Annotated in this window: 21 protein-coding genes; 5 read left to right on the plus strand and 16 right to left on the minus strand. The window is 47.8% G+C overall.

Annotation, left to right across the window (positions count from 1 at the left end; all coding sequences use genetic code 11):
• The first annotated feature begins 290 nt into the window (after window positions 1-290).
• A complete protein-coding gene (locus tag BIT28_RS15460; RefSeq protein WP_075765266.1) occupies window positions 291-1457 on the plus strand; it encodes a Card1-like endonuclease domain-containing protein in 1167 nt (388 codons plus the stop codon).
• A 72-nt stretch (window positions 1458-1529) separates the two neighbouring features.
• Here BIT28_RS15460 and BIT28_RS15465 read toward each other — a convergent pair whose 3' ends face one another.
• The 9 genes from BIT28_RS15465 to BIT28_RS15505 all read right to left on the minus strand — a co-directional run bounded on the left by BIT28_RS15465 (window position 1530) and on the right by BIT28_RS15505 (window position 12764).
• Window positions 1530-2660, minus strand: a complete 1131-nt coding sequence (locus BIT28_RS15465) for a hypothetical protein (protein ID WP_075765410.1) — start codon at window positions 2658-2660, stop codon at window positions 1530-1532.
• Window positions 2661-2701: 41 nt separating this feature from the next.
• On the minus strand, window positions 2702-3385 hold the full coding sequence (locus BIT28_RS15470) for an ABC transporter ATP-binding protein (RefSeq protein ID WP_075765268.1): 684 nt from the start codon (window positions 3383-3385) through the stop codon (window positions 2702-2704).
• 2 nt (window positions 3386-3387) lie between these two features.
• The gene (locus BIT28_RS15475) at window positions 3388-4605 is read right to left on the minus strand and encodes an ABC transporter permease (protein WP_075765270.1); all 1218 of its coding nucleotides are present in this window, start codon (window positions 4603-4605) and stop codon (window positions 3388-3390) included.
• Entirely contained in the window at window positions 4595-5824 is a 1230-nt protein-coding gene (locus BIT28_RS15480; protein WP_075765272.1) for an ABC transporter permease, read from the minus strand. Before BIT28_RS15480 ends, BIT28_RS15475 begins: the two co-directional genes overlap by 11 nt.
• 18 nt (window positions 5825-5842) lie before the next feature.
• Complete coding sequence (locus BIT28_RS15485; RefSeq protein WP_075765273.1) at window positions 5843-6595, minus strand: outer membrane lipoprotein-sorting protein; 753 nt, start codon at window positions 6593-6595, stop codon at window positions 5843-5845.
• A gap of 55 nt (window positions 6596-6650) precedes the next feature.
• Window positions 6651-7328: a TetR/AcrR family transcriptional regulator gene (locus BIT28_RS15490; RefSeq protein ID WP_075765275.1), complete on the minus strand. Its 678-nt coding sequence runs from the start codon at window positions 7326-7328 to the stop codon at window positions 6651-6653.
• 569 nt (window positions 7329-7897) lie between these two features.
• Window positions 7898-8665 carry a uridine phosphorylase gene (gene udp / locus BIT28_RS15495; protein WP_075765277.1) on the minus strand — a complete coding sequence of 256 codons (768 nt, stop codon included), beginning with the start codon at window positions 8663-8665 and terminating at the stop codon, window positions 7898-7900.
• Window positions 8666-8969: 304 nt separating this feature from the next.
• Window positions 8970-11507 carry a zinc/cadmium/mercury/lead-transporting ATPase gene (locus BIT28_RS15500; RefSeq protein WP_075765279.1) on the minus strand — a complete coding sequence of 846 codons (2538 nt, stop codon included), beginning with the start codon at window positions 11505-11507 and terminating at the stop codon, window positions 8970-8972.
• A gap of 513 nt (window positions 11508-12020) precedes the next feature.
• On the minus strand, window positions 12021-12764 hold the full coding sequence (locus BIT28_RS15505; RefSeq protein ID WP_139310479.1) for a hypothetical protein: 744 nt from the start codon (window positions 12762-12764) through the stop codon (window positions 12021-12023).
• Between the two features lie 362 nt (window positions 12765-13126).
• Between BIT28_RS15505 and BIT28_RS15510 the strand changes: the two genes are divergently transcribed.
• A complete protein-coding gene (locus BIT28_RS15510) occupies window positions 13127-13948 on the plus strand; it encodes an anthrax toxin lethal factor-related metalloendopeptidase (protein WP_075765283.1) in 822 nt (273 codons plus the stop codon).
• A gap of 310 nt (window positions 13949-14258) precedes the next feature.
• Here the strand turns inward: BIT28_RS15510 and BIT28_RS15515 are convergent, their stop codons facing one another.
• The 7 genes from BIT28_RS15515 to BIT28_RS15545 form a co-directional block, all read right to left on the minus strand.
• Complete coding sequence (locus BIT28_RS15515; RefSeq protein ID WP_075765285.1) at window positions 14259-14438, minus strand: hypothetical protein; 180 nt, start codon at window positions 14436-14438, stop codon at window positions 14259-14261.
• A gap of 220 nt (window positions 14439-14658) precedes the next feature.
• Entirely contained in the window at window positions 14659-15132 is a 474-nt protein-coding gene (locus BIT28_RS15520) for a response regulator (RefSeq protein ID WP_075765287.1), read from the minus strand.
• 9 nt (window positions 15133-15141) lie between these two features.
• Window positions 15142-16467 carry an ATP-binding protein gene (locus BIT28_RS15525; RefSeq protein WP_075765289.1) on the minus strand — a complete coding sequence of 442 codons (1326 nt, stop codon included), beginning with the start codon at window positions 16465-16467 and terminating at the stop codon, window positions 15142-15144.
• Window positions 16468-16521: 54 nt separating this feature from the next.
• Window positions 16522-17937 carry an SLC13 family permease gene (locus BIT28_RS15530; RefSeq protein ID WP_075765291.1) on the minus strand — a complete coding sequence of 472 codons (1416 nt, stop codon included), beginning with the start codon at window positions 17935-17937 and terminating at the stop codon, window positions 16522-16524.
• Window positions 17938-18227: 290 nt separating this feature from the next.
• On the minus strand, window positions 18228-19649 hold the full coding sequence (locus tag BIT28_RS15535; RefSeq protein WP_075765412.1) for an MATE family efflux transporter: 1422 nt from the start codon (window positions 19647-19649) through the stop codon (window positions 18228-18230).
• A gap of 156 nt (window positions 19650-19805) precedes the next feature.
• Complete coding sequence (locus BIT28_RS15540) at window positions 19806-20228, minus strand: CBS domain-containing protein (protein ID WP_075765293.1); 423 nt, start codon at window positions 20226-20228, stop codon at window positions 19806-19808.
• A 258-nt stretch (window positions 20229-20486) separates the two neighbouring features.
• A complete protein-coding gene (locus BIT28_RS15545; RefSeq protein ID WP_075765295.1) occupies window positions 20487-21794 on the minus strand; it encodes a DUF945 family protein in 1308 nt (435 codons plus the stop codon).
• A 166-nt stretch (window positions 21795-21960) separates the two neighbouring features.
• On the opposite strand from BIT28_RS15545, the gene BIT28_RS15550 reads away from it, so the two are divergent.
• The 3 genes from BIT28_RS15550 (at window position 21961) to BIT28_RS15560 (ending at window position 25529) form a co-directional block, all read left to right on the plus strand.
• A complete protein-coding gene (locus tag BIT28_RS15550) occupies window positions 21961-23895 on the plus strand; it encodes an ATP-binding protein (RefSeq protein ID WP_075765297.1) in 1935 nt (644 codons plus the stop codon).
• 64 nt (window positions 23896-23959) lie between these two features.
• Complete coding sequence (locus BIT28_RS15555) at window positions 23960-24460, plus strand: response regulator (RefSeq protein WP_075765299.1); 501 nt, start codon at window positions 23960-23962, stop codon at window positions 24458-24460.
• A gap of 76 nt (window positions 24461-24536) precedes the next feature.
• Window positions 24537-25529: a 2-hydroxyacid dehydrogenase gene (locus BIT28_RS15560; RefSeq protein WP_075765301.1), complete on the plus strand. Its 993-nt coding sequence runs from the start codon at window positions 24537-24539 to the stop codon at window positions 25527-25529.
• Window positions 25530-25715: the final 186 nt, after the last annotated feature.

Here is a 25715-nt window from a genome sequence, read left to right on the forward strand (position 1 = left end):
TCTCAAAATCCTTCCGGATACCGGCAAATATTCCCAGCCAATAATCAAATCGCGAAAAAATGACAAAGTAGTGATTAATGACAAATACTTACAGTAAGCGGACATTCCCTGAAGCAAAACCGGATAAATTGCTCACGGTGACGGTATTTACTTGAATTCTTTATATTCCGTCCCCATATCTATTATCGAACTAAACATTAAAAGCTATAAATTGCTAAAAGTCGTGTTGGCCTGTTCTTTTGCTCCCCACTCTTTAATATGCCTACACGAGTAAAAGCATAAGGATGATTATGATTACTCACGTTGGCATTATCGATCAGGACCCCGTAAGACTGATAACCCCTTTACTCGACCATGGCATCCCTGCCGATAAGATGGTTTTTATCGGCACTCTGGATCAGCAGGAACAGTATGACCGACTGGCTTCGATACTTGCACCTCGAAATATTCAAGCCGAATTCTTTACCATTCCAGATTCCATCAACATCACCTGCATCCGCCGCCGCCTTAACGAACTAGCCGCCGAGCTAAAACAGCAACAGTCCGAAATTTGGTTCAATGCCAGCTGCGGACTTCGCCACCGCCTGTTATCGGCCTATGAAGTATTTCGTACCTACCACTGGCCGATTTATGTCATTGAGCCATACAGTGACGAGATGTGCTGGCTATATCCAAATGACCGCGAGCAACAGCAGGTCGAAGACAGAATCCAGCTTACCGACTACCTGACCATTTTCGGCGCCCGCTGCGAGCTGCCGGAAAGCACTGTTCCAGAAGCGCTAAACGACCAGCTGTGGGAGCTGGGTCAGCGCTGGGCAAGCTCAGCCCTGGAACTTGGGCCAGGACTTGCCACCCTTAACTACCTTGCGACCACCTGTCGCAAAGAGCAGAAACTCGATGTCGCGCTGAGCGAAAAACAGCAAGGCTACAAAGAGCTAGGGATGCTGCTGGCCGATTTGGAAGATACGGGGCTTGCCACCTACAACAATGGCATCCTGACATTCAAACACGAAGAAGCTCGCCGTTTTGCCAATGGTGAATGGCTGGAAAATCTGGTACACAGCACTGTCCGTGCAATTCAGAACGAGTTGCCGACCATTCAGGATCACTCTCTGGGTGTGCAGGTATACCGTAAAATTGGCGAGCGCGAAGTCCGAAATGAGCTGGATGTGGCTACCGTGGTCAATAACAAGCTTCATATCATCGAATGTAAGACCAAAGGAATGCGTGACGACGGCGATGACACACTTTACAAGCTGGAATCTCTGCGAGACCTACTTGGCGGCCTGCAGGCTCGTGCAATGTTGGTCAGCTTCCGCCCGCTACGCCACCATGACCTGGTCCGAGCCCAGGATCTGGGGCTGGCAATCATCGGCCCTGATCAGCTTGGTGATTTGCAAACCCACCTGCACAACTGGCTAAGAGATGCTGGTGGTCAAAGCCACAACATGGCCTAACCAAGCCTAAAACCATGAGTAACGGGTAACTCGCTGCCCGTTACTCACCTTCAGCAGTTATCTTCCAGAGCTCTAAAAACTCCACCTTACCTGCCAGAACAGCTGTGTATTGGCCGTTTGCCCAAACAGGCTATCACTACTGCCGTCAAACCGCTGGATGACTGTGAGCATCTGCCAGTCATCGGCCAATGAATAGGTATTGCTTGCACCGACAAAAAACGAGCCGTCATCATAGTAGGTCCCCGAGAAAGTCAGCCGGCTCAGCGGTGAAATATCAAAACTGGCATCGGCGTAACTACTTAATTCGGTAAAGCTCAGGGTACGGGCAGTGAGTGGCAAATTAAGAAATGCCAGAGCATTTCGCGGCTCTTGTGGATCAGAAGTATGTAAAAGCGCTGCACGTGCCATCCAGTTGCGTTTCCCGCCGAAACTGTAATCGACCTCGATACTGGCAACAGAGGTGGATGTCAGGCTTTCACCCCGCCATTCGTCTCGGACCGGATCGAACCAACTGATCTCACCGCGAAAACCAGCCCCTTTAATGTCTCCGGCAAAGCCTGCCCCAACCACATTGTCCAAACCCGATTTGCCCACCAGCAGCTGCATATCCCATTCCTGCCAATTAAAGAAATAACGTCCTGCATAGCTGTGCAGCTCGCTGTCCTGGCTTGGGCTGTAAACCACATCAACCGCACTGGCAAATCCTAACTTGCGGCTGATCATCACCGCATCTGTGCCGGAACGCTCTTCGTAATCAAAGTCATAAATCGAATACGAATTGAAGATATCATTGGGATTCCACAGCGTTGCCATTCCCCAGTTAATCCGAAAGCGACCAGTTTGCAGCTGCCAGTCCTGATGCTGCCAGGTGAGATACAGGCGATCAAATTGCGTCGTTCCGACGATACCGTTCTTATCGAGCCAATTGGTCGTTAGGTCCATATAACCGGGGTCAAAACCCACCAGCTGACCAAATCTTGCTGTTTCTGCGCTATCACCGAATAACAGGCGATTGCGCATGCCGACATTAAAACGTACATCCGGATTAAAACGATATTCAAAGTTAAACCGCTGGTGGATGAGATGATCGAGCCCTTCACTTTGACCGTCGGGCAAAATTACCGTGGCCATGTATTTGACATAACCGTTTAGGTCCCAGTTTTGCTCCGGCTCCAGTCCCGGAACTCCCGGTACTTGTGCCATCACCGACACACTGGCGATGGCGGCAAGTATACAAAGCCTCTTCACTGGCGACGATCCTCTTTAAGCTCCCCATCTTCAAATACAATCACCCGGCGTGCCCGTTTGATCACCCGCGGATCATGGGTCGAGAATATAAACGTCGTGCCTTCTTTCTCGTTCAACTGCTGCATAATATCAAGCAATTCGGCGGTGCTTTGCGCATCGAGGTTGGCCGTCGGCTCATCTGCCATCACAAAGCGCGGCCTTGGGGCCAGCGCCCTTGCTACCGCTACCCGTTGCTGCTGACCACCGGATAACTTGGCTGGTATCTTATGTTGCTGATCGGTAAGACCAACCTGCTCAAGCAGCTCTTCGGCTCGCTGGCGGCACGCTTTTTCACTGTGTCCCTGCAACTGCATCACGAACTCAACATTTTCCAATGCAGTCAGTACCGGAAGCAGGCTATAGTCCTGAAAAATGAAGCCGATATGGTCACGACGAAAGGCTATCAGCTCTTTCTCTTTCAGTACGCAGATATCGCAATCATCAATGCGTACCTCGCCCGAAGTCGGTTTATCAATGCCACCCAACATATTGAGCAGCGTCGTTTTGCCAGACCCCGAGGGCCCCATTACCGCCACAAATTCTCCCTGCTCGATGGACAAGTCCAGGCTCTTTACGGCCCGTACCGGAAAGTCCGAATCAGGGTTATAGATCTTACAAAGCTGGTTGGTCTGAATCGTCATGATCAATGTTTCTCCGCCATTGCATCAACTGGACGCTGCTTTAGAATTTGCCGCGCCGGATAAAGGGCAGCTAACAGGCTCGCCGCGACGACAGTGATAAAAATCATCTGATAGTCCGTCAGAGACACCTGAGGGTACAAGGTGGTATCAACACCGAACGCCCCCAGCCCTTCAGCCACCTTACCGAGCGGTACACCGGTATGCTGCAGCAATTGCATTAATCCGAGGCTGCCAGCTATTCCCAACAGAGCTCCGCTAATACCCAGCCAGGCCGTTTCCAGCATAATCAACAAAAAGATATTGTGCTTTTGCATTCCGACCGCCATCAGCACACCAAATTCCCGGGTACGCTCGAATACTGACATCAGCATGATGTTGATAATGCCGAAACTCAGAGCGAGGACGAAGATGCCCAGCATGATTGCATTACTGGTTCCCATCTGATTAATGATTGATGCCAGCATCGGCTGTACCTGCTGCCAGTCACGAGCGGTATTTTGCGCTGATGTTTGCTTCTGCAATTCATCTCGCAGCGCAAATGCCGCCTGCTCATCATCCAGCAATACCGCAATTTCATGGCTGCCTTCGATACCGGCCAATGCGGTTAAATCACTGCGCCTGACAAAGACATTGCCTTCATCGAATCCCGACGAGGGCGTTTTAAATATCCCGCGAACACGAAAAGCAGCACCGGTTACATCACCGCTGGCGTTGGTAAAGGTCAGCACGACCTTGGATCCAATACGCAGCCGCAATCGCTCAACCGTTTTGGTTGAGACCAGTATCGGATTTCGTCCTTCAGCCGATAACCACTCCCCTTGCCTGATATTGGCTGCCAGCGGAGTAACCGACGCTTCGGATACCAGATCGATACCATTGATCCTGACCCCGCGAGCACTGCGCGCTGAGGCAACCATCCCATCAGCCAAAAACCGGGCAGACAAGGCTTTGACCTGCGGCAACTGTTCAATCTTTGCAATAAGTTGGCGTGAATCAACAATGGTTGAGTTGATATCTGGATTAGTAAGATAGCGGCTGTTGTGAATCTGAATATGGCTGGTCTGCCAGGCGATGGCATTATCAATCATGCTGCCATACATACCAGTCATGAACCCCATCATACTCACCACACCCATGAGGCCGAAAACCATGGCACTGAGCATGATGCCGGTACGTAATTTATTGCGCCAAAGGTTGCGCCAGGCCAATTTAACCAGCATGTCCACCTCCTTTTAGCGCACTGACCAAATCCAGCCGATAGACACGCCACATCGGATAGAGCATGCAAAGCAACAACAGGCCCAATACTATGGTTATCTGATTGACGAACAGCCAGGGCTCCAGCAATACCGGCAACACGGGATCCCAGCCCATTTCCAGGATCATTTCCGCCGTCTCGCCCGTCAGTACTATCGGGTAATAATAAAACCAGATCAAAAACGGTGCTGCGATGACCAAACCGATAACCACACCCAGCAAAGCGATAAATAAGGATTCAATAGTGATAAGGGCAATCAGCCGCTTTCGCAGCAGCCCAGTGGCCAACATGACCCCAAATTCCCGCTGACGTTCCAGCGTCATCATCAGCAAGGTCGCAAACAAACCAAAACCCACCACACCATAAAGCAGATACATCATGATGATGCCCCCCGCCTTATCCATCAGGATTTGCTGGGCCATTTCAGGAGACAAGTCTTGCCAGTCCCGCACATTGGCCTGTCCGGCATAGTCTGCAGTTAGCTCGGCAACCGTCTGTGGCAAGGCCGATAGGTGGCGGGTGTGGAGTACCCATGCGGTGATCTGCTGTTCTGTACTGTATAACGTCTGGGCAAGCGCCAGCGGCATATATACCAGTTGGTTATCAAGCTGCGGCATCGGAAAATCCAGTATTCCTTTGACCGGATATAAACCCGCTGCAGTCTGCCCCCGGTATCCCTGCCCATAAAGAATGATCTCATCACCAACCTGCAATTCCAGATAACGGGCCAGTCCCTCGCCTATCAGCACCTGCTTATCATCGGCCGACAGAAACGTCCCTTCACTGAGCTTTCCGGCGATATTCGAATAATCATCTTCTTGCTCGGGGAGTACCCCCATCACCATGACACCTTTGGACTTATCACCGGCAGCCGCCAAAGCAAAAGACTCTATTCTCGGTAAAATACGTTCGATATTCGGGTGGTTCTTTGCCGCTGCAATGAACTGGCCATTGGCTGGCAGCAAGTCATCAATGCTCTGGCTGTCTGAAAATTCCGGGTGCTGTACCTGGATCAAGCCGGTATAGAAGCGAGCAGCATTTTCAATGTTATTGGCATAGCTTCCCTCTTGCAGGCAGCGCATGAACAATGACAAAGCGAGCGCCAATGCCAGTGCCGATGCCGTCAGCACCGTTCGTCGCTTCTGGCGCCATAAATTACGCCACGCTAACTTCACTAACATACCGCCTCCTGGTTTGCGTTAGTCGCGCAGCGCTTTCATCTGGCTTAGCGAGAAGAAGCTGTCTTTGACGGCAAAATTAAATTGCGCCTGATGAGTAATAATTTGAGTTTTATTTCCCGGCTTATCGGCTGGCAGCATTTCCATCCTGGATGTTAGCTGACGCCCTCCGAGCATTTTCACATCATAGGTTTTCATGGTATTGACCAGCTCATCGAACTCATCGAAGAACTCAACCTTGCGTTGCAGATAAGTCGATTGTGAAATCCACAATCGCACCTTGTTCCACACTACAGGGGCATTCGGCTTGGCAATAGCATCGATAACCCAGGTCTGGTCGCCATCAAACACTTCCTTGCCAACCATCTGGTGCCGGTAGTCCACCACAATGGAAGACTGGTTGATTAGATCATCATTGGTAAAGTCCGATCCCATCCAGGACTGACTCAGCATTGATGGTGCAATTTTGACAACCCGCTCGATACTCGGGATCCAGTTCCACATTTCCCGATGACGCTTGAGCGAGGCACTGCCTTTGTCTTTGGCCGGGGCTGTTACCAGCACTAGCGACAAATCCATGCCCTTGCTCCAGGTCTTCATGCTCATGGTGCGGGTCCAGGTCGGGCGAATGATCTTCATGGTTGCTTCGGTATAACTTGAATCACCCCGCATTTGCAGATCAGATTTTCTGACAATTTCTGTTGCCGTCTCGGCTAACAAGGCTGATGAAAACAAGCTAACCATCATTGCGATTAAACAGGGAACAACACGCATCACTTATTCCTTAGCAAATTGTTTTTAACTCGCCCTACTGCTTAAACAGGCGCGTTTATTTAAACCAGGCTGCCAATGTCGCCTGATCGATGAGCATCAGAGAGCCTTTCTGCGCACCAAGAATACGTTCAACAGATTGCTGGGCTGCCTCTACTTTCCTGATTGCCTTCTGAAGTGGCTGCTCACACTGCTCTTGATGCAACAGCAAATCAGTTACCGCTTCAGAAAAGGCATACAAGAGTGAAACCACCAGCTCGGCAACATCTGTCGGTGACTGAGTATCAAATACTCCTTCATCAATTCCTTGCTGGATAATTACGGCGTAGTCGGCAACCAGTAACTTCGCTCTTCCCTCCATCAACTTATGTTTGAGGGTCAGGTTCTCATCCATGTTGATGATCCTGGCAAAGCTGAGCAGCCCGTCTTTTTGTTCAATCTTCCACTGGTTAGTCATCGCCAGCAGCTGATTCCATTTACTGATCGCATCGAGATCCGGTGACGTTATGAGATCGCCAACCACAGCTTGATACTGCTGTTGCATGTCATCAACCAGGGCCTCCAGCACCGCCTGCTTGGAATCAAAGTAATGATAAAAAGCACCTTTTGAGACACCGACAGCGTTAATCAGATCATTTACTGATGTGCTCTCATACCCCTTGCTATAAAACAAGGTTTGCGCTGCTGTAATAAACTCGCTACGTCTCTCGTCTGCTGCTTTAACTACTCTCGCCATAAGGCTCTTCTCACACATTCTCAATGATATTTACAACCGACCGACCGTCGGTATGTGTATAAAATATATGCAGACAGTTTTACTTATGCAAGAAACATGGTTGTTATTTGACCGGTTTATAGTTGAACTGTGAGCTCAAAAGCCAGATGGCAAAGAAAACAGCGAAGCCAGAGGCAAAAGACATCTGAATTAAAGAAGTACTCTGTTAGCCCAAATGATGGTGACACTTTCGATGTGAAGACAAGAGTTGGAGGCATAAAAAAACCGACGCCTAGGCATCGGTTTAATGTATTTAGTGGTAAACAACTTCGCCCTAATCAATAAGGCTCGTTAGCACGCAGGAATTTGCCTCAAGGTCGCAGAGGGAACGCGGAGTTTATATACATAAATGAGCATTCCCAAACAAAACTGTAGAAATAGAAAACCGACGCCTAGGCATCGGTTTAATGTATTTAGTGGTAAACAAACTCGCTGGAATTTAATTCGATAGCAAGGCGGAAGCGCGCAGTTGATAACTATCAATGAGCACTTCCAACACAGCTATCGTGTTAAATAACAAGAGGTTGTTATCACTCGGCCAGCATGCGGCGAGCGGCTTCAACTACCACTTTGATAGAACGCGCTTCTGTTTCTTTCAACGTCGCGTGATCTGGGATTTCTTTCTGAGTACGGTTGATGATAACGCCAGCTACACAACCTGCACGTAGACCTGAGCTTGCACACATAGTTAGCAGCGTTGCTGACTCCATTTCGAAGTTCAGAACACCCATTTGCTGCCACTCATCCATTGAACCCTGGAAACGGCGTACAACGCGGCCTGAGAATGTATCGTAACGCTCCTGACCTGGGTAGAACGTATCTGAAGATGCTGTTACACCTGTGTGTACTGTTGCGCCATCGGCATCACATGCTGCTTTCATTGCAGTTGCAACGTCGAAGTCTGCTACTGCTGGGAACTCCATTGGAGCGAAGTGAAGGCTTGCACCGTCCAGACGAACTGAACCGGTTGATACGATCATGTCACCAACATTGATGTGCGGCTGGATTGCACCAGTTGTACCTACACGCAGGAAGGTACGAACACCTAGCTGAGCCAGCTCTTCTACTGCGATAGAAGTAGATGGACCACCGATACCTGTTGAACAAACAACAACAGACTTGCCGTCAAGCTTAGCGCGGTAAACTGTGTACTCACGTGCACTTGCCAGGAACTCAGGGTTATCCATTAGGTTAGCAATTTTTTCAACTCGTGCTGGATCGCCTGGAATAATTGCTAGTTCTGCACCGTTAAGATCTTCTTTGTTAACACCTAGATGGAAAACTGCGTTGTCAGACATAATCATATCCTTTCTTATACTGTTACCGCGTGATAGGGAAGTTGAGGTCCGCGGCTCTTTATCAAAAAAAAATTGTGTTTTGACAATACTCTAATCAGAGCATTCTCAAAACACATGTTAACGATAGCCGATAGAATCACAGATTTTAGTGACAGGTGTCACAATGATTGAAATAGACTTAATTTCATATTTCACGATAAGGTGATACGCATCACACTAAATCGATTACCTATGCTTTTCATCACAAAAAAAAAGCACCACCTAGGTGGTGCTCTTAAGGCTATTAATCGGTCTGGTGTGCCTACTATTCACCCTTCACTTTAAAGCGAAGCAGTCTGAGGGCATTCAGTGTGACAAGCGCTGTTGCCCCGCTGTCGGCCAGAACCGCAACCCAAAGGCCAGTCATACCAAGTAAGGTGGTAACAAGAAATACCCCCTTTAGCCCCAGCGCTATCACTATATTTTGGTGGATATTGGCGAGTGTCGCCCGTGACAGAGCAATCATCACCGGAAGCTCCGATACCCGATTATGGGTCAAGGCCGCATCTGCCGTTTCAAGCGCCACGTCGGTACCGCCTCCCATCGCAATGCCAATGGATGCCGTCTTCATTGCTGGCGCATCGTTTATGCCATCCCCTACCATCGCGACTTTCGCACTCTGGTTGGCAAGCTGCACTTCATTGACTTTGTCGGCAGGTAGCAAGCCAGCACGGTAGTCGATGTCAATCTCACCGGCAATGGCGGCAGCGGCTCGAGGGTTATCCCCCGTTAGCATAACGGTATGGATCCCCATCGCTTTTAAGTCTTTGATAGCTGTGTGGGTGTCACCCCTTAGGTTATCGCGCCAGGCGATAAGGCCAACCGGTGTACCGTTCCGAACGGCAACTACCAGTGTTTTGCCTTCTCCTTCCAACTGTTCGGACTCAATTTGCTGGGTCGGATTAAGGGTAACTGACTCAGGCAACCTGTCAGCAGCAGCCAGCAGCAACGTATCACCATCAATCGTTCCCTGGATCCCGCGTCCCGGCAGGGCCTCACGCTCACTGGCCTCGACAACCGTCAGTCCACGCTGTTTCGCTGCATTGACAACCGCCTGGGCAAGAGGGTGCAAAGAGCCGGCCTCGACAGCAGCAGACTGACGCAGCAACCTGTCTTCATCACCGTCCCAGCTGACAATATCAGTCATTATCGGCTTACCCTGAGTCAGTGTTCCCGTCTTATCGAAGGCAACTGTCTCTATATGGCCCAGTTGCTCCAGCGCCGCTCCACCTTTAATCAGGGCACCACGACGGGCCGCCGCTGCCAAGCCAGAAGTAATCGCTGCCGGTATCGAGATAACCAAGGCACATGGGCAGGCAATCAACAGCAAAGTCAGGCCTTTGTAGAGCCACTCATTCCATGGCTGGCCAAACAACATAGGCGGTATCACAATCACCAAAGCGGCCAGCACAATCATGGCCGGTGTATACCAGCGGCTGAAACGATCTATAAAGCGCTCTAGCGGTGCTTTACGCGACTCGGCATCTTCAATCAGGTGCAAGATACGATCGATGGCATTGTCGCCCTGCTCCGATGTGATCTTCAGACGCACGACTTTATCTGTTACCAGAGAGCCCGCCATCACCTGTTCGCCAGGCTGTCGTTCGACAGGCACCGATTCACCTGTTAATGCACTTTCATCAAAGCTGGCTGTAATATCGACAACCTCAGCATCAGCCGGCAAACGGCCACCGGGAGCCACTTCAATCACATCGCCTTTTTTAAGGTCTTCGGCAGCTACTTTTTCCTTGGTGCCATCCGCGCGTACCACTGTTGCTTTTTCCGGTACCAGATCCATCAGGGCTTTAACCCCGCTTCTGGCACGGGCTGAAGCATAACCTTCCAGTTGCTCACCAACTAGAAAAAGAAGCAAGACCATCGCAGCTTCCGCGGTCTCGCCCAAATACAGGGCACCAATGGCAGCTACACTCATCAGGGTCTCAATAGAAAACGGCGAACCACCTTTACCGAGAACAATGGCTTTTTTGACAATAGGGATTAAGCCTAGCAAGGTGGTAAGCGTAAAGGCGATAAGCCCATAGTTTTCTGAGCTTTTGTTGATAACAAAAGATATCAGCATCATCGCCGCAATTGCGATAATGGGTAAATTCTGCAGCAGAAAACTTTTACTTTCTGCTTCACTATCTTTGCTACGGGTCGAGATCAGGGGAAAACCCGTTTCTTTTGCTTTGGCTTCAATGGTGCCAGCCAAGCCGTCTGACTTGCAGCTAACGACAAGCTTTTGGGTCGCAAACATGACTTTGGCGGTTTCAACGCCGTCAATCCCAGACAGAGCTTTTTCCAGCTTACTAGCACAACTTGGACAATCCATATTTTGGACTTTCCAACTGAATGTATTCGAGTGGGCTGACTGAATTAATTCGGCTTCAAGAGTCTGTTCTTCAGCTGCACTTTCAGTGGCGCTGCAACAACCGCTACCTGAGCAACTGTTCAATTCTTGTGCCTGATGATGCTCTTGGTGTGATGCTGAGTGACTTTCCGCCAGTTCCTGCATTGTGGAAGGCTGCGCCAGAGACGCTGATGAGACTGAGAATACCGGTTTAACATGGTCGTCGGCAGAAGCATGAATGGCACGAACGGAAGGTCTACCAGCAGCGGGTTCCTCATCGGTAGCGGGATCACTACTGCAACCAGAGCTGGATGACTCACAGCAAGAAGCCGCGACAGATGAGCTGCAGCACTCTTGGATTGTACCACTTTCTACCTGCACAGAGCTGGTACTGACTGCGCACGATTGGGCTGTATGAATGTGTGGTTTTTTGTTATTGCATTGAGCACACATGGTTTCTCTCCTCGGTATGCTTTATGTATTCAATACAGTAACTATAAACCTTGGAGTCGTGTCTAAGGTCAAGACAAAACTTGCCACCATGCTTTGACCTTAAGTTCTCTTAGTACTGGACCAATCCAGCGTCGGCCTTTTGCTCATCAAAATCGCCAGACAGTTAGGCAACGTTCAATTACCGAAGGTGTTGGAAAAGAGTAATTTGCGTTCTGAAACAGAAAGGGCGCGATGAGCACCAAGGCCATTACTTCTCTCACCCCCTATCGACTACCGCTAGTGACTATAACTGCCTTTATACTATTCCATTTACGTAACCCTACCCTCCATTATTTTTAAGGAAGAGTAGTTATGCTGTTCTATTAAGCATTCAAAACATATAAAGAAAAAATGATATCGAATAACACACAGACGCAGACAGTCACCAAACGTGAAAGCACCATTTTAACTTACAATTGCACAAACAATATTTGAAATCAAACATAAACACTAAATCATTATATTTTCAAACACCTAACCACCAATAAGACTGAGAATTTTATTACATCTTGGTTTAACTCTATCAGGCATCTTACTGAATATTTTTGGATACTTTACCATCATATTTTTAATACGTCGCTCTGAGAAACTTTCAATATAGCTCTTTTCTTCACTGTCTAAAATAGGGTACGTTTCCCTTATATTTTGAATAATATTCCCAATCTTATCTTTATTAAAATACCCCTCTTTCTCACATCTAAATACAAACTCGATATCCTTTGAGTACATTGTAGATATTGGGTCACCATAAAACTCATAAGGTATGATATTAGGATTTATTTTATACATATTACAATCAATATCCAGAAATAGATTTTTACTTATTTCCGAATATTCTAACACCTTTTCTTTTGCATCATTAGCTATCTGCTCTCTATCCCCCTTAGTTAACTTTGAGTAAAGTTGATTAATACTATAACGCATTTTTGCCACTTTATCTTCGTCATAGTGGCCACTTAGCTGACATCCCATAACAAACCGGTTGATAGCATAGTAATTAATATACACTCTGCTATTAGAATAATATAATGGCGCATTTTTTTCTTTATTTGAATCATTAGCCTTAGTTGATTTACCATTTACATATTTCACTTCCTTTATAGATTCAAATGAGTCTTGGTTATAATTTCCTATTTTAGTTGCAGCATTGGCAGGTTCGTATACAACAAGACAACACAATATAATTCCTACTGATACATTTTTTGTAATACAGCTCATAATGACACTATTTATAACATATATTAATCAACATTATACGAAAGTGAGTAGATTTCACAAGCTTTTGCACCTCATGGTCAGCACTAAAACGAAAACAATAAAAAGCAACTAAAGCGACTTGAAACAGCTTATGGTTGCAGAAATAGAAACATAAAGTCTCCCCCCAAAAGACGATTCCACACATACTTTCCTTCTCTAATACTTAACGTCTTATAGTTATTTCGGTGTTATTATCTAGCTTTTGATGGAAATTTCATGTTTTTTCTATTTTTGTTTTTATAGCCTATAGGAGTTATTAATTTATGTTTACGCCTTTTTATATGAATAACATTAGTAAAATATGATTTTTTATGGTAACCAATATGAACAAACTTGTATATTTATCTTTAGCTGTATTTATTATGGGGTGCAATTTTGATAGTGAAGTAAACAACATCTCACGTGTTTTTAGTTATGATGCAAATGCAGATTCTTGTTTGATTTCTTCTCCTCCTGGAAAATTAGGGTTGGACCCTTTTTATCGTAAGTATTGTTCCTTATATGGTGTTCCTGTTGTTAGCTCTAGTTCTGTATCAGATGAAGCTCTTGCTCAAGCCTGGCATATTGCTAATCAGATGATTGGTAATCACCATGAGTATTTAATGAGTATCGCGGAGAAAGGAATCGTGATTGCCATTATCGGTAAAAATGAGAATGTTACGGATATTCCTGAATATTCAGATTTAGATCCAAACTACTGGAATGCTAGAGCTAGAGGCCTTGGCGCAACAGAAGAAAGGCCAGCTGTTTCTGGTGCTGAGGAAAATATTCTTTGTCTTACAAACGATAGATATCATGGAGAAAATATTTTTGTTCATGAATTTTCTCATACTGTTCATGAATTTGGTATTGTAGAAAATGTTAAATCTTTTCAGTCTGAACTCGAGTCTCTTTATCGAGATGCTTATAACAACCTTCGTTCTAACTCAGGGTTCGAAGCAGGTAAATATCCAGAGCAAGCTTATGCAATGGAAAACTCAAAAGAATACTGGGCCGAAGGTGTTCAGAGTTATTATGATGTTGAAAGTGCATATCCTGTAACACCACAAGAACTAAATTTAGTGGATCCTAGATTATATCAACTTATAGAGGGCCATCTTAATGAAAACTATATTGCAAATATTACTCTTTGCCCTCTCCCATAGTCATTTTCATGGAACAGGCTATCAGTACTTAATTGATTTAAATTTCCTTTGAAGTAAATTCGTAATAAGGCCGACTCTTCCGGCCTTCGTTTTATAAGTACTATTCATGATTCTAGAAAATTTTCACCTTGAAAAACACCCTATAAAAAACACTTTAAATACAATTAGTTGTTCGCATTCAATTTATTAGAGGTGGCGATGAAGATACAATTTCATATAGGATAATCCTACGGAGCCATTGCACTTTAATTCAGTTGTTATCACTTAATTGAGAAAAAGGATCATCCATCATATCAATACGGCTCCAACACTATTTTATTTGCGAACAGTCTGTTGGTGATTCTTTACTACCCACAGGCCCTTCCTCCGGTTTAAGCTGCCTGGCTTGTTTTTCGTGCAGGGCTTCAATGAGCTTGCGGTCCAGCTCGGCGAAATACAAGTCTTCTTCTGCTTTCCCTTTCAGACGCATGTTTTCAATGAAATCAACCATGATACCTGCCTCTCGTCTACCACTTACCTTAATAGTAGTTGATAAGCCGGAATGGATTCGAAACAGCGGAAGCCAATTATTCTTAACTTGATCTTAAGCAGGTTCTCATGCGAGGCGGGGCTTTGAAATGTGATCATAGAAACGCAGCAGGTAAAAAGCGAATGCAAGAACGTGTCCTTCTTGCATTCAGCTAGACAATTATTCTGCTTGAAAGCCGGAATTAGCGAAGTCGACGGAATACCACGCCGTTATCTAGAATATCGGTCCACGGCTGATAATCCAGCCCCATATCGAACACATATTCAGTGATCAGGCTTCGTGCCGTCGTCAGTAACGCATCGGCTTTCCAAGGCTTTTCAAAGTAGCTTTCTATCCGGGCACGGTTAATCGCAGCGATTGTGTCCTGATGGGTCGCCTGCCCTGTCAGCAGTACTTTTTTAGTCTGGGTAAAACGCGGATCCTGAGAGATATCCGTCAGCAGCTCCACGCCTGTCTTCCCCGGCATCACATGATCCGAAATCACCAGAGCGATAAACTCCCCCTCGGCATCCAGCTCGTCCATCAGCTCCAGTGCCTCGTCGGCCGACTCGCAGTCTTCCACATGAAAAAAGTCATTCAGCGGCGCCAGATCTTTGAGTACTGCACTCAGTACTTCTCGTTGATCATCTACACAGATGATATTTAGTTTTTCCATAACCATCCCTTACGCGATTGGCAATTTAATTCGAAATTTGGTTTTCTCCGGATCGCTCTTCAGTGCAATTGTGCCGCCATAGCTATGCACAATACGCAATACAATCGACAGACCCAGCCCCAAGCCAAATTGCAGACCACCTTTTTTGGTAGTGAAATTTGGCTGAAAAACTTTCCTGCGTGTTGCTTCATCGATCATCGGACCATTATTGCTGATGGTAATGAGCAACCGATTTTTTGAATGTCGGGTAATAATCTCTATCTGTGGCTCCGGCGTATCTTCCATCGCATCACAGGCATTTTTGATGATATTCACCCATACCTGTACCAACTCGGTGGTACTGGCGGTAATTGTCGGCAGTACAGCCGGACGTAATACGACATTGACCCGCCGCAAGTTACTTTGCAATAGCGATAGTGACTTATGGATCGTATCGTTAATGTCGATATCAGGCTGACGAGCATGATCGGTGCCGCCAAGCTGTTTCACGGAACGCACAATACTGGCGGCATGTTTTGACGCTAACCGCATATCATGCAAATCACGCCCCATATCCCAATACTGCAGAGCCTCATCCAGGTTTTCCAGCCAGAAATCTGGTATATCGCCCTTCGGCTGGGCTCTTGCTAACTGACGGGCCTGATCCCTTTCAAGACCATACTTCTCTTGAAGCTCCTTGGCTCTTTTCCTGGCCTCAGCTGAAGTTGATGACTGACCGGTGCAAATCCCGAGATCGATAAACGGGCTGACTTCAGGTTTACTTTCGGCCAAAAAATGGCAAATGGCACTCTGCAGCCCCTCAGTCTTACTGCTCAGAACCCCGACCGCATTGTTGAGTTCATGGGCAATCCCTGCAGCCAATTGGCCTAGCGTCGTCATCTGCTCTGCCGCATAGAGCTTCTGCAACGCCTTCTCTTTTTCCAGCGCCTGTATACCGGTGATCATCTGGCGCTGCGCCAGCTCATGAACCATCACTGGCATAAACTGTTCACTGAAAGAGCCGTAGATTTCCGACTCCGTGGCCTCGGTATTGAGGTCAATCCAGGCAAGTTCGCTATCTGTCTCGGCGATAACCGTGGTCGAAGCCATAAATGTCCGGGAGAAAAAGCTATGTACCCCAAAGAACATACCTTGCTCAACCCGAAATACTCTTGCTGTCAGTTCACTGTTTTCTTTGTTCAGATAGCCACTGAGCTTACCTTTCTTCACCCAGTACAATTTATCGTTATAGCCGTCCTGCTTAAGTACCTGGGTACCGGCCTTAACGCTCACCGAGCGAGACGGTTCGCGAAAATAGGTATCGATAATACGCTGTAGGGCTTTCGGTTGATGCATCTGCTCTCCGGGGTAAAACAGGGCCCGCCCCTGTTCGGGCGGCCCAAGCTCCAGTTAAATGTGATCGATGAGGTGCAGTGCCCAAATCATCACGAAACTCAGTAACACACCCACGACACCGATAATCACACCAACCCGGGCCATCTGGTTGCTCTGCACATGACCGGTGGCATGCGCCAGTGCATTGGGCGGCGTACTGATAGGCAAGGACATACCGAGCGATGCCGCAAAGGTCACCACAAGAATCAGCGTGATCTCGCCGCCTAGCGGTACCAGCGACGTCATGGATGTACCCAATGCCGCCATAATAGGCATCAGCAAGTTAGCCGTCGCGGTGTGGGACATAAAGTTGGCCATCAACAAGCACAGCAATGCCGAACCAGCCAGTACGATGTATGGCGAGTAGCTATCGAACGGTATGCTATGAACCATTAGGCGAGCCAGACCCGTCTGATCAAGTGCCAGACCCAGCGCAATACCGCCTGAAACCAGCCATAGCACATCCCAGGATATTTTCTTCAGATCTTCTTTGTTAATGATGCCAGTCAGCGAAAACACGGCGACAGGAATAAGTGCAACGGTATAGGAGTTCATACCATGGGCAGATCCCATCAGCCACAAAATGATAGTCAAAGCGAAAGTAACATAGACCGTTATCGCTTTTGGCGTTTTCAGGAACTTCCCTTTGATGGTGAGTTCAATTTTCTCCTGTTTGGCCGGATAGAGCGTATTGATGAGCACCCAGGCAAACACCAGTAATACCGCAACAAAAGGGACACCAAAGAACATCCATTCACCGAAGGTGATCAGGTTTTCACCGGTCAGGTATTTCAGGGCAATCGCATTTGGCGGCGTACCGATTGGGGTACCAATACCACCAATATTGGCCGCCACAGGAATACAGAGTGCAAATGCAATCTTGCCCGGGTCCTTGGCACCAAACAGCGCAATCACCGGTGCCAGAATCGACAGCATCATGGCCGTAGTGGCAGTGTTTGACATAAACATAGAGAAGATAGCAGTGATCAGCATCAAGCCAAACATAACGTACTTAGGCTGGGTACCAAACGGCTTAAGCAACACCCGCGCTAAGTTGACATCCAGTCGGTACTTGGTTGCGGCCATAGCAAGAAAGAAACCACCCAGAAACAGCATAATAATCGGGCTGGCAAAGGTAGCCATGATATCACTGTAGTTCAGCAGCTCACCAAAATGAGACTGCCCTTCTCCACCACGGAACAGGTAAAGCCCCTTGTTCGACAGGAGCAGTAGCTCCAGTACGATTATCACCACCGAGGTGGCGTAAATCGGGATCGGCTCGAGTACCCAACACAAAGCTGCCAGCAAAAATATGGCGATAACACGTTGTTGGATAACGGTCAGACCTTCAACCGGAAATGCCGAGGCCGGCAAGATTAAGATCAGAAGCGGGATCAGGATAGGCACAATGTACCTGATATATTGGCGCATGATGTGGATATTCCCTTAAAACAATAAATTCTGCGTCTCATGCCCACATCCACCCTTTACGATATTCCGAGGATTCTAGTTATTCGGAAGAAACGACAGCAGGCATGAGGATCTGCCGGCAAAAGGCGATTTTGGGCCGACAAATACATAACTCTTTGGTGGTAAGTATTGTGCTGGTAACGCTGAGGGATTTCTTCGAATCAGATCAATAAACAAGTGAAATGTAAATAATTTTAACGTTTCTGAGGGTTCGGCCCACAACAGAAATCATGGGCCTAAATGTCGCGAATTTACAATTTTGTGTCGATCACCAACTGCTCGTCCAGCGCATCTTCCTGCCCCATATAAGTTCGGGAAGAACAAAATGGGGTTAGCGGCACCTGTGGTTCCAGTATTTCAAGCTCAGCCTGCTTTTGTTCATGTTCGCATGCCATGACACTGACCTGCCTCATAACCAGTATCACACCCAGCACGCCAAACACCACAGAGCCCAGCGCCTGCCCGATCAACACCCCGCCAGCACCGGCAATATAACCACCCAGCATTACAAAAGGAATGGTTCCTATCGTCGCCTTACCCATATTCAGCGCTGTCGACCAGGTCGGGCGATTGAGGTTATTAAAAGCAGCATTAGCAACAAACAATGCACCGTTGAAGATAAAGGTTACAGCAACATAAGAGCAGAAAATTGACAGCAACTCGGCAGCATCCCCCTGAAGGCTAAACAGGGCAATCAAGCTGTCCTGTGCCGACCATAAAACGACAGATACCAAGATGCAGTAAGCTGACACAAACAACATTGCGTCACGTAATGAGCGGATGATCCGATCCCAGCGCTCTGCCCCGAAGTTCTGACCGATAATCGGCCCAATCGCGCCGGATAGCGAGAAAATCAATGCAAAGCTGACAGGCATAATACGCCCGATCACGGCATACCCAGCAACAAAACTCTCGCCAAACTGCGCAATATTACTGGTCACAATCGCGTTACCGATCGGTGTGGCCGTATTGGTTAAAATCGCAGGGAAGGCAATGGCGGAAACCGGTAGCAACGACGATATAAATGATTTCAGCTCAGGGCGGCCAACCAAATCATGACGGACTATCACGGCATGCAATGAGAAGATCAGTACTGCCAACCGGGCAAAGACAGAGGCAATCGCCGCACCCTGTACGCCCATTGACAGGCCGAAAATAAATATTGGGTCGAGAATCGCATTGGCTCCTCCGCCAATCAGTGTCGCGACCATTGAGCGCCGCGCATCCCCGACACCACGAAGTGCAGCCCCCGCTGACATTGATATGGCAATCATTGGCGCACTCGGGAGCAGGATCGTCAGGTACTCTGTCGCCGCTTCGGCAACCCGCCCCTTGGCACCTATCATTGCCAGCAGTTGAGGAAGCTGCCACATCATTAGAGACACCAGAATGCAGCTGATAATAAAGGCAAAAATCATGACATTGACTGTCATGCATCGCGCCTTGTTCTTATCTCCCGCCCCCAGCGCACGAGATACCAGAGCCCCCATCGCGATAGACGTTCCTATCGAGGCCGAGGTAGAGAAAAACACCAGGGTACCGGCAAATCCAATGGCAGCAGCCAGTTCAATCTGGCCCAGCAAGCTGATAAAAAACATATCCAGCAAATCGACAAGAAAGAGTGCCATCAGTCCGATTGCGCCGGTTCCCGACATGACAACGATGTGTTTCATCGGCGAGCCAGTGACAAACTTGGCATGAACATTCTCACTGGAATGCTTATCCTGGGGTGATTTGGCCACTACCGCTCCCTTCTTCTTTATTTTTTTGGTTTACAAACAAAAAGAAAAGGCGCATCAAGCGCCTTTTTACAATCATATCAATACGTTTTATACCGGATGCTTGAAACAGTCAACAATCTGGTTACTGATGGCCGTCAGTACATCGCGGCGGGTAATAACCCCCATCAATCGTTTTGTCTCGGGATCGACAACGGGATATATTTTAGGTTTCTGACCTGTCATAACTTCAGCAAGTTCGATAATGGAATCATCCGGTGACACCGTCAGTACATCCTGGCGCATGCACTCGCCAACAGTATGGGTATCTTGGCAATAATAACCAACTTTCAATAACTTATGAATCATATCCTGTTCAGATAGAAAGCCGACGACCTTTTTGGTTTCATTGATTACCGGCCCACCGATTTGTTTGGCTGTCAGTAACTTATCGAGAGCCTGAGACAATGACATATCGGGATCAAATGTTACCGGGCGCGCATTCATGTAATCTTTGACTTTTAACGACTCCATGCATCCCCCTAAATGAATTATTAATGCAAGAAAAACAGGAAGTTCATATTCTTCTACCTGTTGCGTTAAATTAAGTGTCGTTCATTTATCTGAAATTACTAAATAGAAATAAGTAATTTTATCAATAGATTTATTCTATCAAGCAAAGCGGCTAATTCGGCGCAACAAAAAACCCGCCTTTAAGAGCGGGTTCTTTAACGATGCAAATGCATAACTCGATTTGCCACGCTGATTCATAGCGCAGTTGGGCAATCAGGCTTACATAAACAGCATCAGCAGCATTGCCAGCGGCAATTGATCGCCGGAAGCAAGAATGATCTTATCCCCTTCAATCTGCATTTGTAGCGAGTAGTAATCAGCCCCTTTCTCGACGATACCGCTTTGCTCCATCATCGATGCCTTTTCAAACAGGATCGGATCCTCGTCAACCAACTGGATCGGCAGAAGCAGGCTAATATCACCTGTCAGCTTCTCCGAAATCTTCGCCATGTTTTCAGATGCACGAGCAATTCCCGGCGCAATAACCAGGTTCAGATGACTTTTCACATCCCCTTTGGGAGTAACCAGACTTAGGTCTTCAATGGTAAATTTCAACCCTTTGGCCACCAGCAGATCAAGTGCAAGCGCGGCTTCTTTGGCTTGCTGTTCAGACATCTGCTCGTCAATGTCATCGGCCATATTGCCCAGCCGACTGATCGCCGGATAATTTAAATCAGAAAATGCCAGCTTAAAGTTAAAGTTGCGGTACTCCTGACCATCTAGCGACACGATTTTCTCAATCGTCATCATGTTGGTATTGGTCAGCTGCTGTTCACTCTGCTCTGACGCCGGATCAGCCTGACCCAGCACATTGTTCATCCCAAGGGCAACGTTGTCGATTTCGACACTCTTGTTGTTGACCAGATCTTTGAAGCTGACATGCTTGAGCGCAAAATCCTGGCTACCAATCCAAAACTGACCATCAAGTCGGCCTTTTCCGCCACCTTCAAGCCCTGTCATGACCATAGATTCTTGCGCCGCCGTGGTGACTGTTGCATCAGGCAGTTGATAGCGGAACTCACCGGCGCCTTGGGCATCAACCGTCCCCTCCAGTACGAATGCCTTGATATCAGCCTTCGCCCCTTGCTCATTGTTAAAGCTCACCGGCTTCATGGTGATATTAAAGTCCGTTTTGCGCGTCAGGGCAGTATTAGTGGTAAAACTGATTGGTGAAACGCCTTCGCCCCACAGTTTGTCGGCAATTGGCCGTAGCTCTTCATCAAGCACCAGCTCACTGGTTGAGGTCACGCCCATAAAACCATGGCTGACCTTATGCTGAACATACCAAACATCCGGCAGGCCTTCCTCGTCAAACACCGGCTTCCAGTCATCTTTGATTTCAATACGGGACACTGCATCTGAATTCAAATAGCCACGATCGTAGCTTTCACTGCTGATGGTCAGGTAGGGATTTTCATACTTACCTACGGTATCTAAATAGATACGCTCACCAATCTGCCCGGTTGCAAATGGCCAGCACAATACAATTGCTACAGCGCCGCCAACAGCACCTATTTTTCTCAACATTTTGTGTCCCAGTCTCTGAAGATGAAACGTTAAGTCTACCACAGCAAATCTGAATAATCGTTGCATAGTCAACGACTAATACTAAAGGTTTGTAAGCAGCATCTCAGTCTATTGCGGTCGCATCTTGTACACTTTAAGTACTAAAACTACAAATAGGGAATTGAGGGTGAATAATTTTGTCATTGTATGTCTGGATGACGATCCTGGTGTAGTCGAACGGCTAAACCGCGATTTAGCGGACTTCGCCACGCTGTTTGATATCTGCAATGCCTACAGTATCGAAGAGGCAATTGATACCTTGCAGTTTATCGAGCAAAGTGACCAGCGTGTTGCCATGGTGATCTGTGACAACGAACTCGGCAATGACAACGGCGTCGATTTTCTGGTTCAGCTGGATCAATACCCGGTTGCCAGCCAGGCACGCTCGATACTGCTCAATGACAAACCGCAACTCGATGCCATCATGCAGGCGGTCAATGAAGGACGCCTGCACTACTGTCTGACCAAGCCCTGGAGCAAAAAAGAGCTTCATCAGGTTCTGCTCAAAGAACTGACTACTTTTGTTCTCAAGCATACCGAAGAAGACTGGCTGCGCTATAGCCAGGTACTGGATCACCGCCGTATCCTCAATGCCCACATAGAAAGGCAAATGTCGAGCTTTCGTTCCGGGTTTATTCAAAATACCAATGATATCGACGATGCCAGCCTTGCCCGCCAGGTAACAGATGCGCTTCATGAATTCTTCAACGGCAACGATGAAGACCGCGCCTGTCGTACCTACAGCGAGGGGCACCTGCTCACCAAGGAAGGCGAGCCGAACAACTTTCTCTGGTTTATTACTCAGGGCGAGGTTGCGCTGTACAAAAAAGACGAGCATGGCTACAAACACGAAGTAGTACGCGTCGGTCCCGGTCATCTGGTCGGCGGCATGTCTTTCGTTACCGGAGAGCCTTCTTTCTCTACCGGGGTGACACTGGATACGACTAATGTCATCAAGCTCGACCGCCAGCTGTTTAACAAAGTCATGAACTCGCGCAGCGAGCTGCTTCCGCTGTTCACCAACCTGTTGCTGCGTAACTTCAACCGTCGGCTGCAGGGCAGTATTCAAACCGAGATGCGCCTGCAGCAGACACTCAAGTCGCTGGACGAGGCCTACCACCAGCTGGTGGAAAAAGAAAAAATGGCGATGCTCGGCCAGCTGGTCGCCGGTGTTGCCCATGAGCTCAATAACCCTGTTTCTGCGATTTTGCGTGGCAGCGATACCCTTAAACAGACCATTTGCAAACTCACCGACTCGCAACTGAGCCATGAAAACCAGACCAGGGGCAATTATATTCTTCAGCAGGCTATGCAGTCTCGTCCGTTATCAACTTCCGAAACCCGTCAGCTTGCCAAGCAGCTTGAATCGGTACTAGACGATCGCCAGCTCGCACGAAAAGCCGTACAGATGGGGGTTGATAAGCAGGAGTACCTCAACAACTGGCTTCTGCCACAAAAGGCTCAGCTCAAACCGGTGATGGCCGAGTGGGATAACTATTACCAGATGGGCAACTTTCTACGCTCGATCAATGTCTGCGCCCAGCGCATCGCCGATCTGGTCAAGAGTCTGAAGAGCTATGCCCGTCAGGATGATGAAACCATACACACCGTTGACCTTCACGAAGGACTGGAAGATACCCTGGTAATTTTTGAGAACCGCCTCAAGCGCCACCATGTCACCAAGGAGTATTCAGCGCTGCCGAAGCTTAATTGCCAACCCATTGCCCTACAGCAAGTGTGGACAAACCTGATTTCCAATGCCCTCGATGCCGTAGAGGAACCCGGCGAGATACATATCTCGACCCGCTATACCCCAGGCTCAGAGCAGAAATCCATCGATGTGGTTGTGGAAGATAACGGCAAAGGGATCCCGCCCGAACAGCAGGAGAGAGTTTTCGAACTGAACTACACCACCAAACGTGAGGGCAATTTTGGCTTGGGCATAGGATTGTCGGTATGCCAACAAATCATCCACCAGCACGACGGCACTATTCAGGTAGAGTCGAAGCCCGGCGAATTTACCCGCATGATCGTAACGCTACCGCTAAACCAACCTAATTAATACCGGACGGGCAGTTATCAAGCTGCCCGCACGCTCACTGGAGTGAGCTTGAAAAGGAGGCCATATGAACAAATACCTCATCCTATGTGTTGATGATGAACGAGAAGTCCTCGACAGTGTGCTGCATGATCTCGGCAGTCTGGAAGAGCACTTTATTATTGAAGCAGCCGAGTCGGTTGATGAAGCCAAGGAAGTACTGGCCGATGCGATTGCCGATCATATCCCCCTAGCCCTGATCCTCTGCGATCATATTATGCCGGGCGAGACGGGAATTGATTTTCTGATCGAGCTAAAACAGCAGTCTGAAACAACCCGATCGCGTCGGGTACTACTGACCGGGCAGGCCGGACTGGAAGAGACGGTACAAGCGGTTAACCATGCCAGCCTGGACTATTACATTTCAAAACCGTGGGATGGCGACCAGCTTAAAGATGTCGTTATCGACCAACTAACTACATACATCATTGATAACGAAAAAGAATTAATGCCATGGGCAAGAATTCTGGATACCGGCAGAATCATGATGGCGCTCAGCGACAAGCGGATTTCATTGTCCGATATTTAATTGTCATACAAACCTTTTCGGGGCAGCAAGAAAATGTTATGTTGATCACATAATTAGTTCCCCGAAGAGGTAACACATGAAAGTAGCAGTCTTTAGCACCAAGAAATATGATCAGAAATCCTTCGAGATCATTAACGACAATTATCAGCACGAGCTGACCTATTTTGACTTTCGACTCACTGTGCAGACAGCCAAGATGGCACAGGGTTTCGAGGCCGTCTGCGCCTTTGTCAACGATGATCTGAGTCAACCTGTGCTTGAAGCTTTAGCCAATAATGGTATCCGCCTGATCGCCATGCGCTGTGCAGGTTTCGACAAAGTCGACCTGGAAGCAGCCAAGCAACTTGGCATTCAGGTAGTGCGCGTTCCGGCCTACTCACCGGAGGCTATCGCCGAGCACACCCTGGGGCTGATGCTGAGTCTTAACCGAAGGATCCACCGAGCCTACCAGCGCACCCGAGATGCCAACTTTTCGCTTGAAGGCCTGACTGGCTTTAACTTCCATGGTAAAACCGTTGGGGTCATCGGTACCGGCAAGATAGGTATTGCAACGATCCGTATTCTCAAGGGGCTGGGAATGAATATCCTGGCCTACGACCCTTACGAGAACCCGGTCGCCATCGAACTAGGCGTTACCTACACCTCGCTGGATGAAATTTACCGCCAGTCTGATGTTATTACGCTTCACTGCCCGATGACCCAGGAAAACCACCACATGCTCAATGCCGACGCCTTTGCCAAAATGCGCGACGGCGTCATGATCGTCAACACCAGCCGTGGCGAACTTCTTAACTCCAAAGATGCTATCGAAGCACTCAAGAGCAGCAAGATTGGTTCATTAGGTATCGATGTCTACGAAAATGAAAAAGACTTGTTCTTCGAGGATAAGTCCAACGACGTTATCAAAGACGATGTTTTCCGCCGCCTGTCGGCCTGCCACAACGTATTGTTTACCGGCCACCAGGCTTTCCTGACCGAAGAGGCACTCGGCAACATTGCCGACACGACCCTCAACAACATTACCCAGTACGCGGCGGGCAACACATCTGGCAACGAGTTAATTCAATAAAGCTGACTTTATTTGCGCTAAATGTTGACCGATACATTTAGCGCTACTTATTTCTCCCTCTTCAACCAGATTCAGTAAAAACGATCGCAACCACAACAATTACGATTACTTTCACTTTGCTTTCATTTTGATAAATTGAGCACATTTTGCACATTTAAGTTACTTATAATTAGCTTCGTTTTTTCA

This window comes from Photobacterium proteolyticum (genome assembly GCF_001939735.1).
In the GTDB taxonomy this organism is placed as follows: domain Bacteria; phylum Pseudomonadota; class Gammaproteobacteria; order Enterobacterales; family Vibrionaceae; genus Photobacterium; species Photobacterium proteolyticum.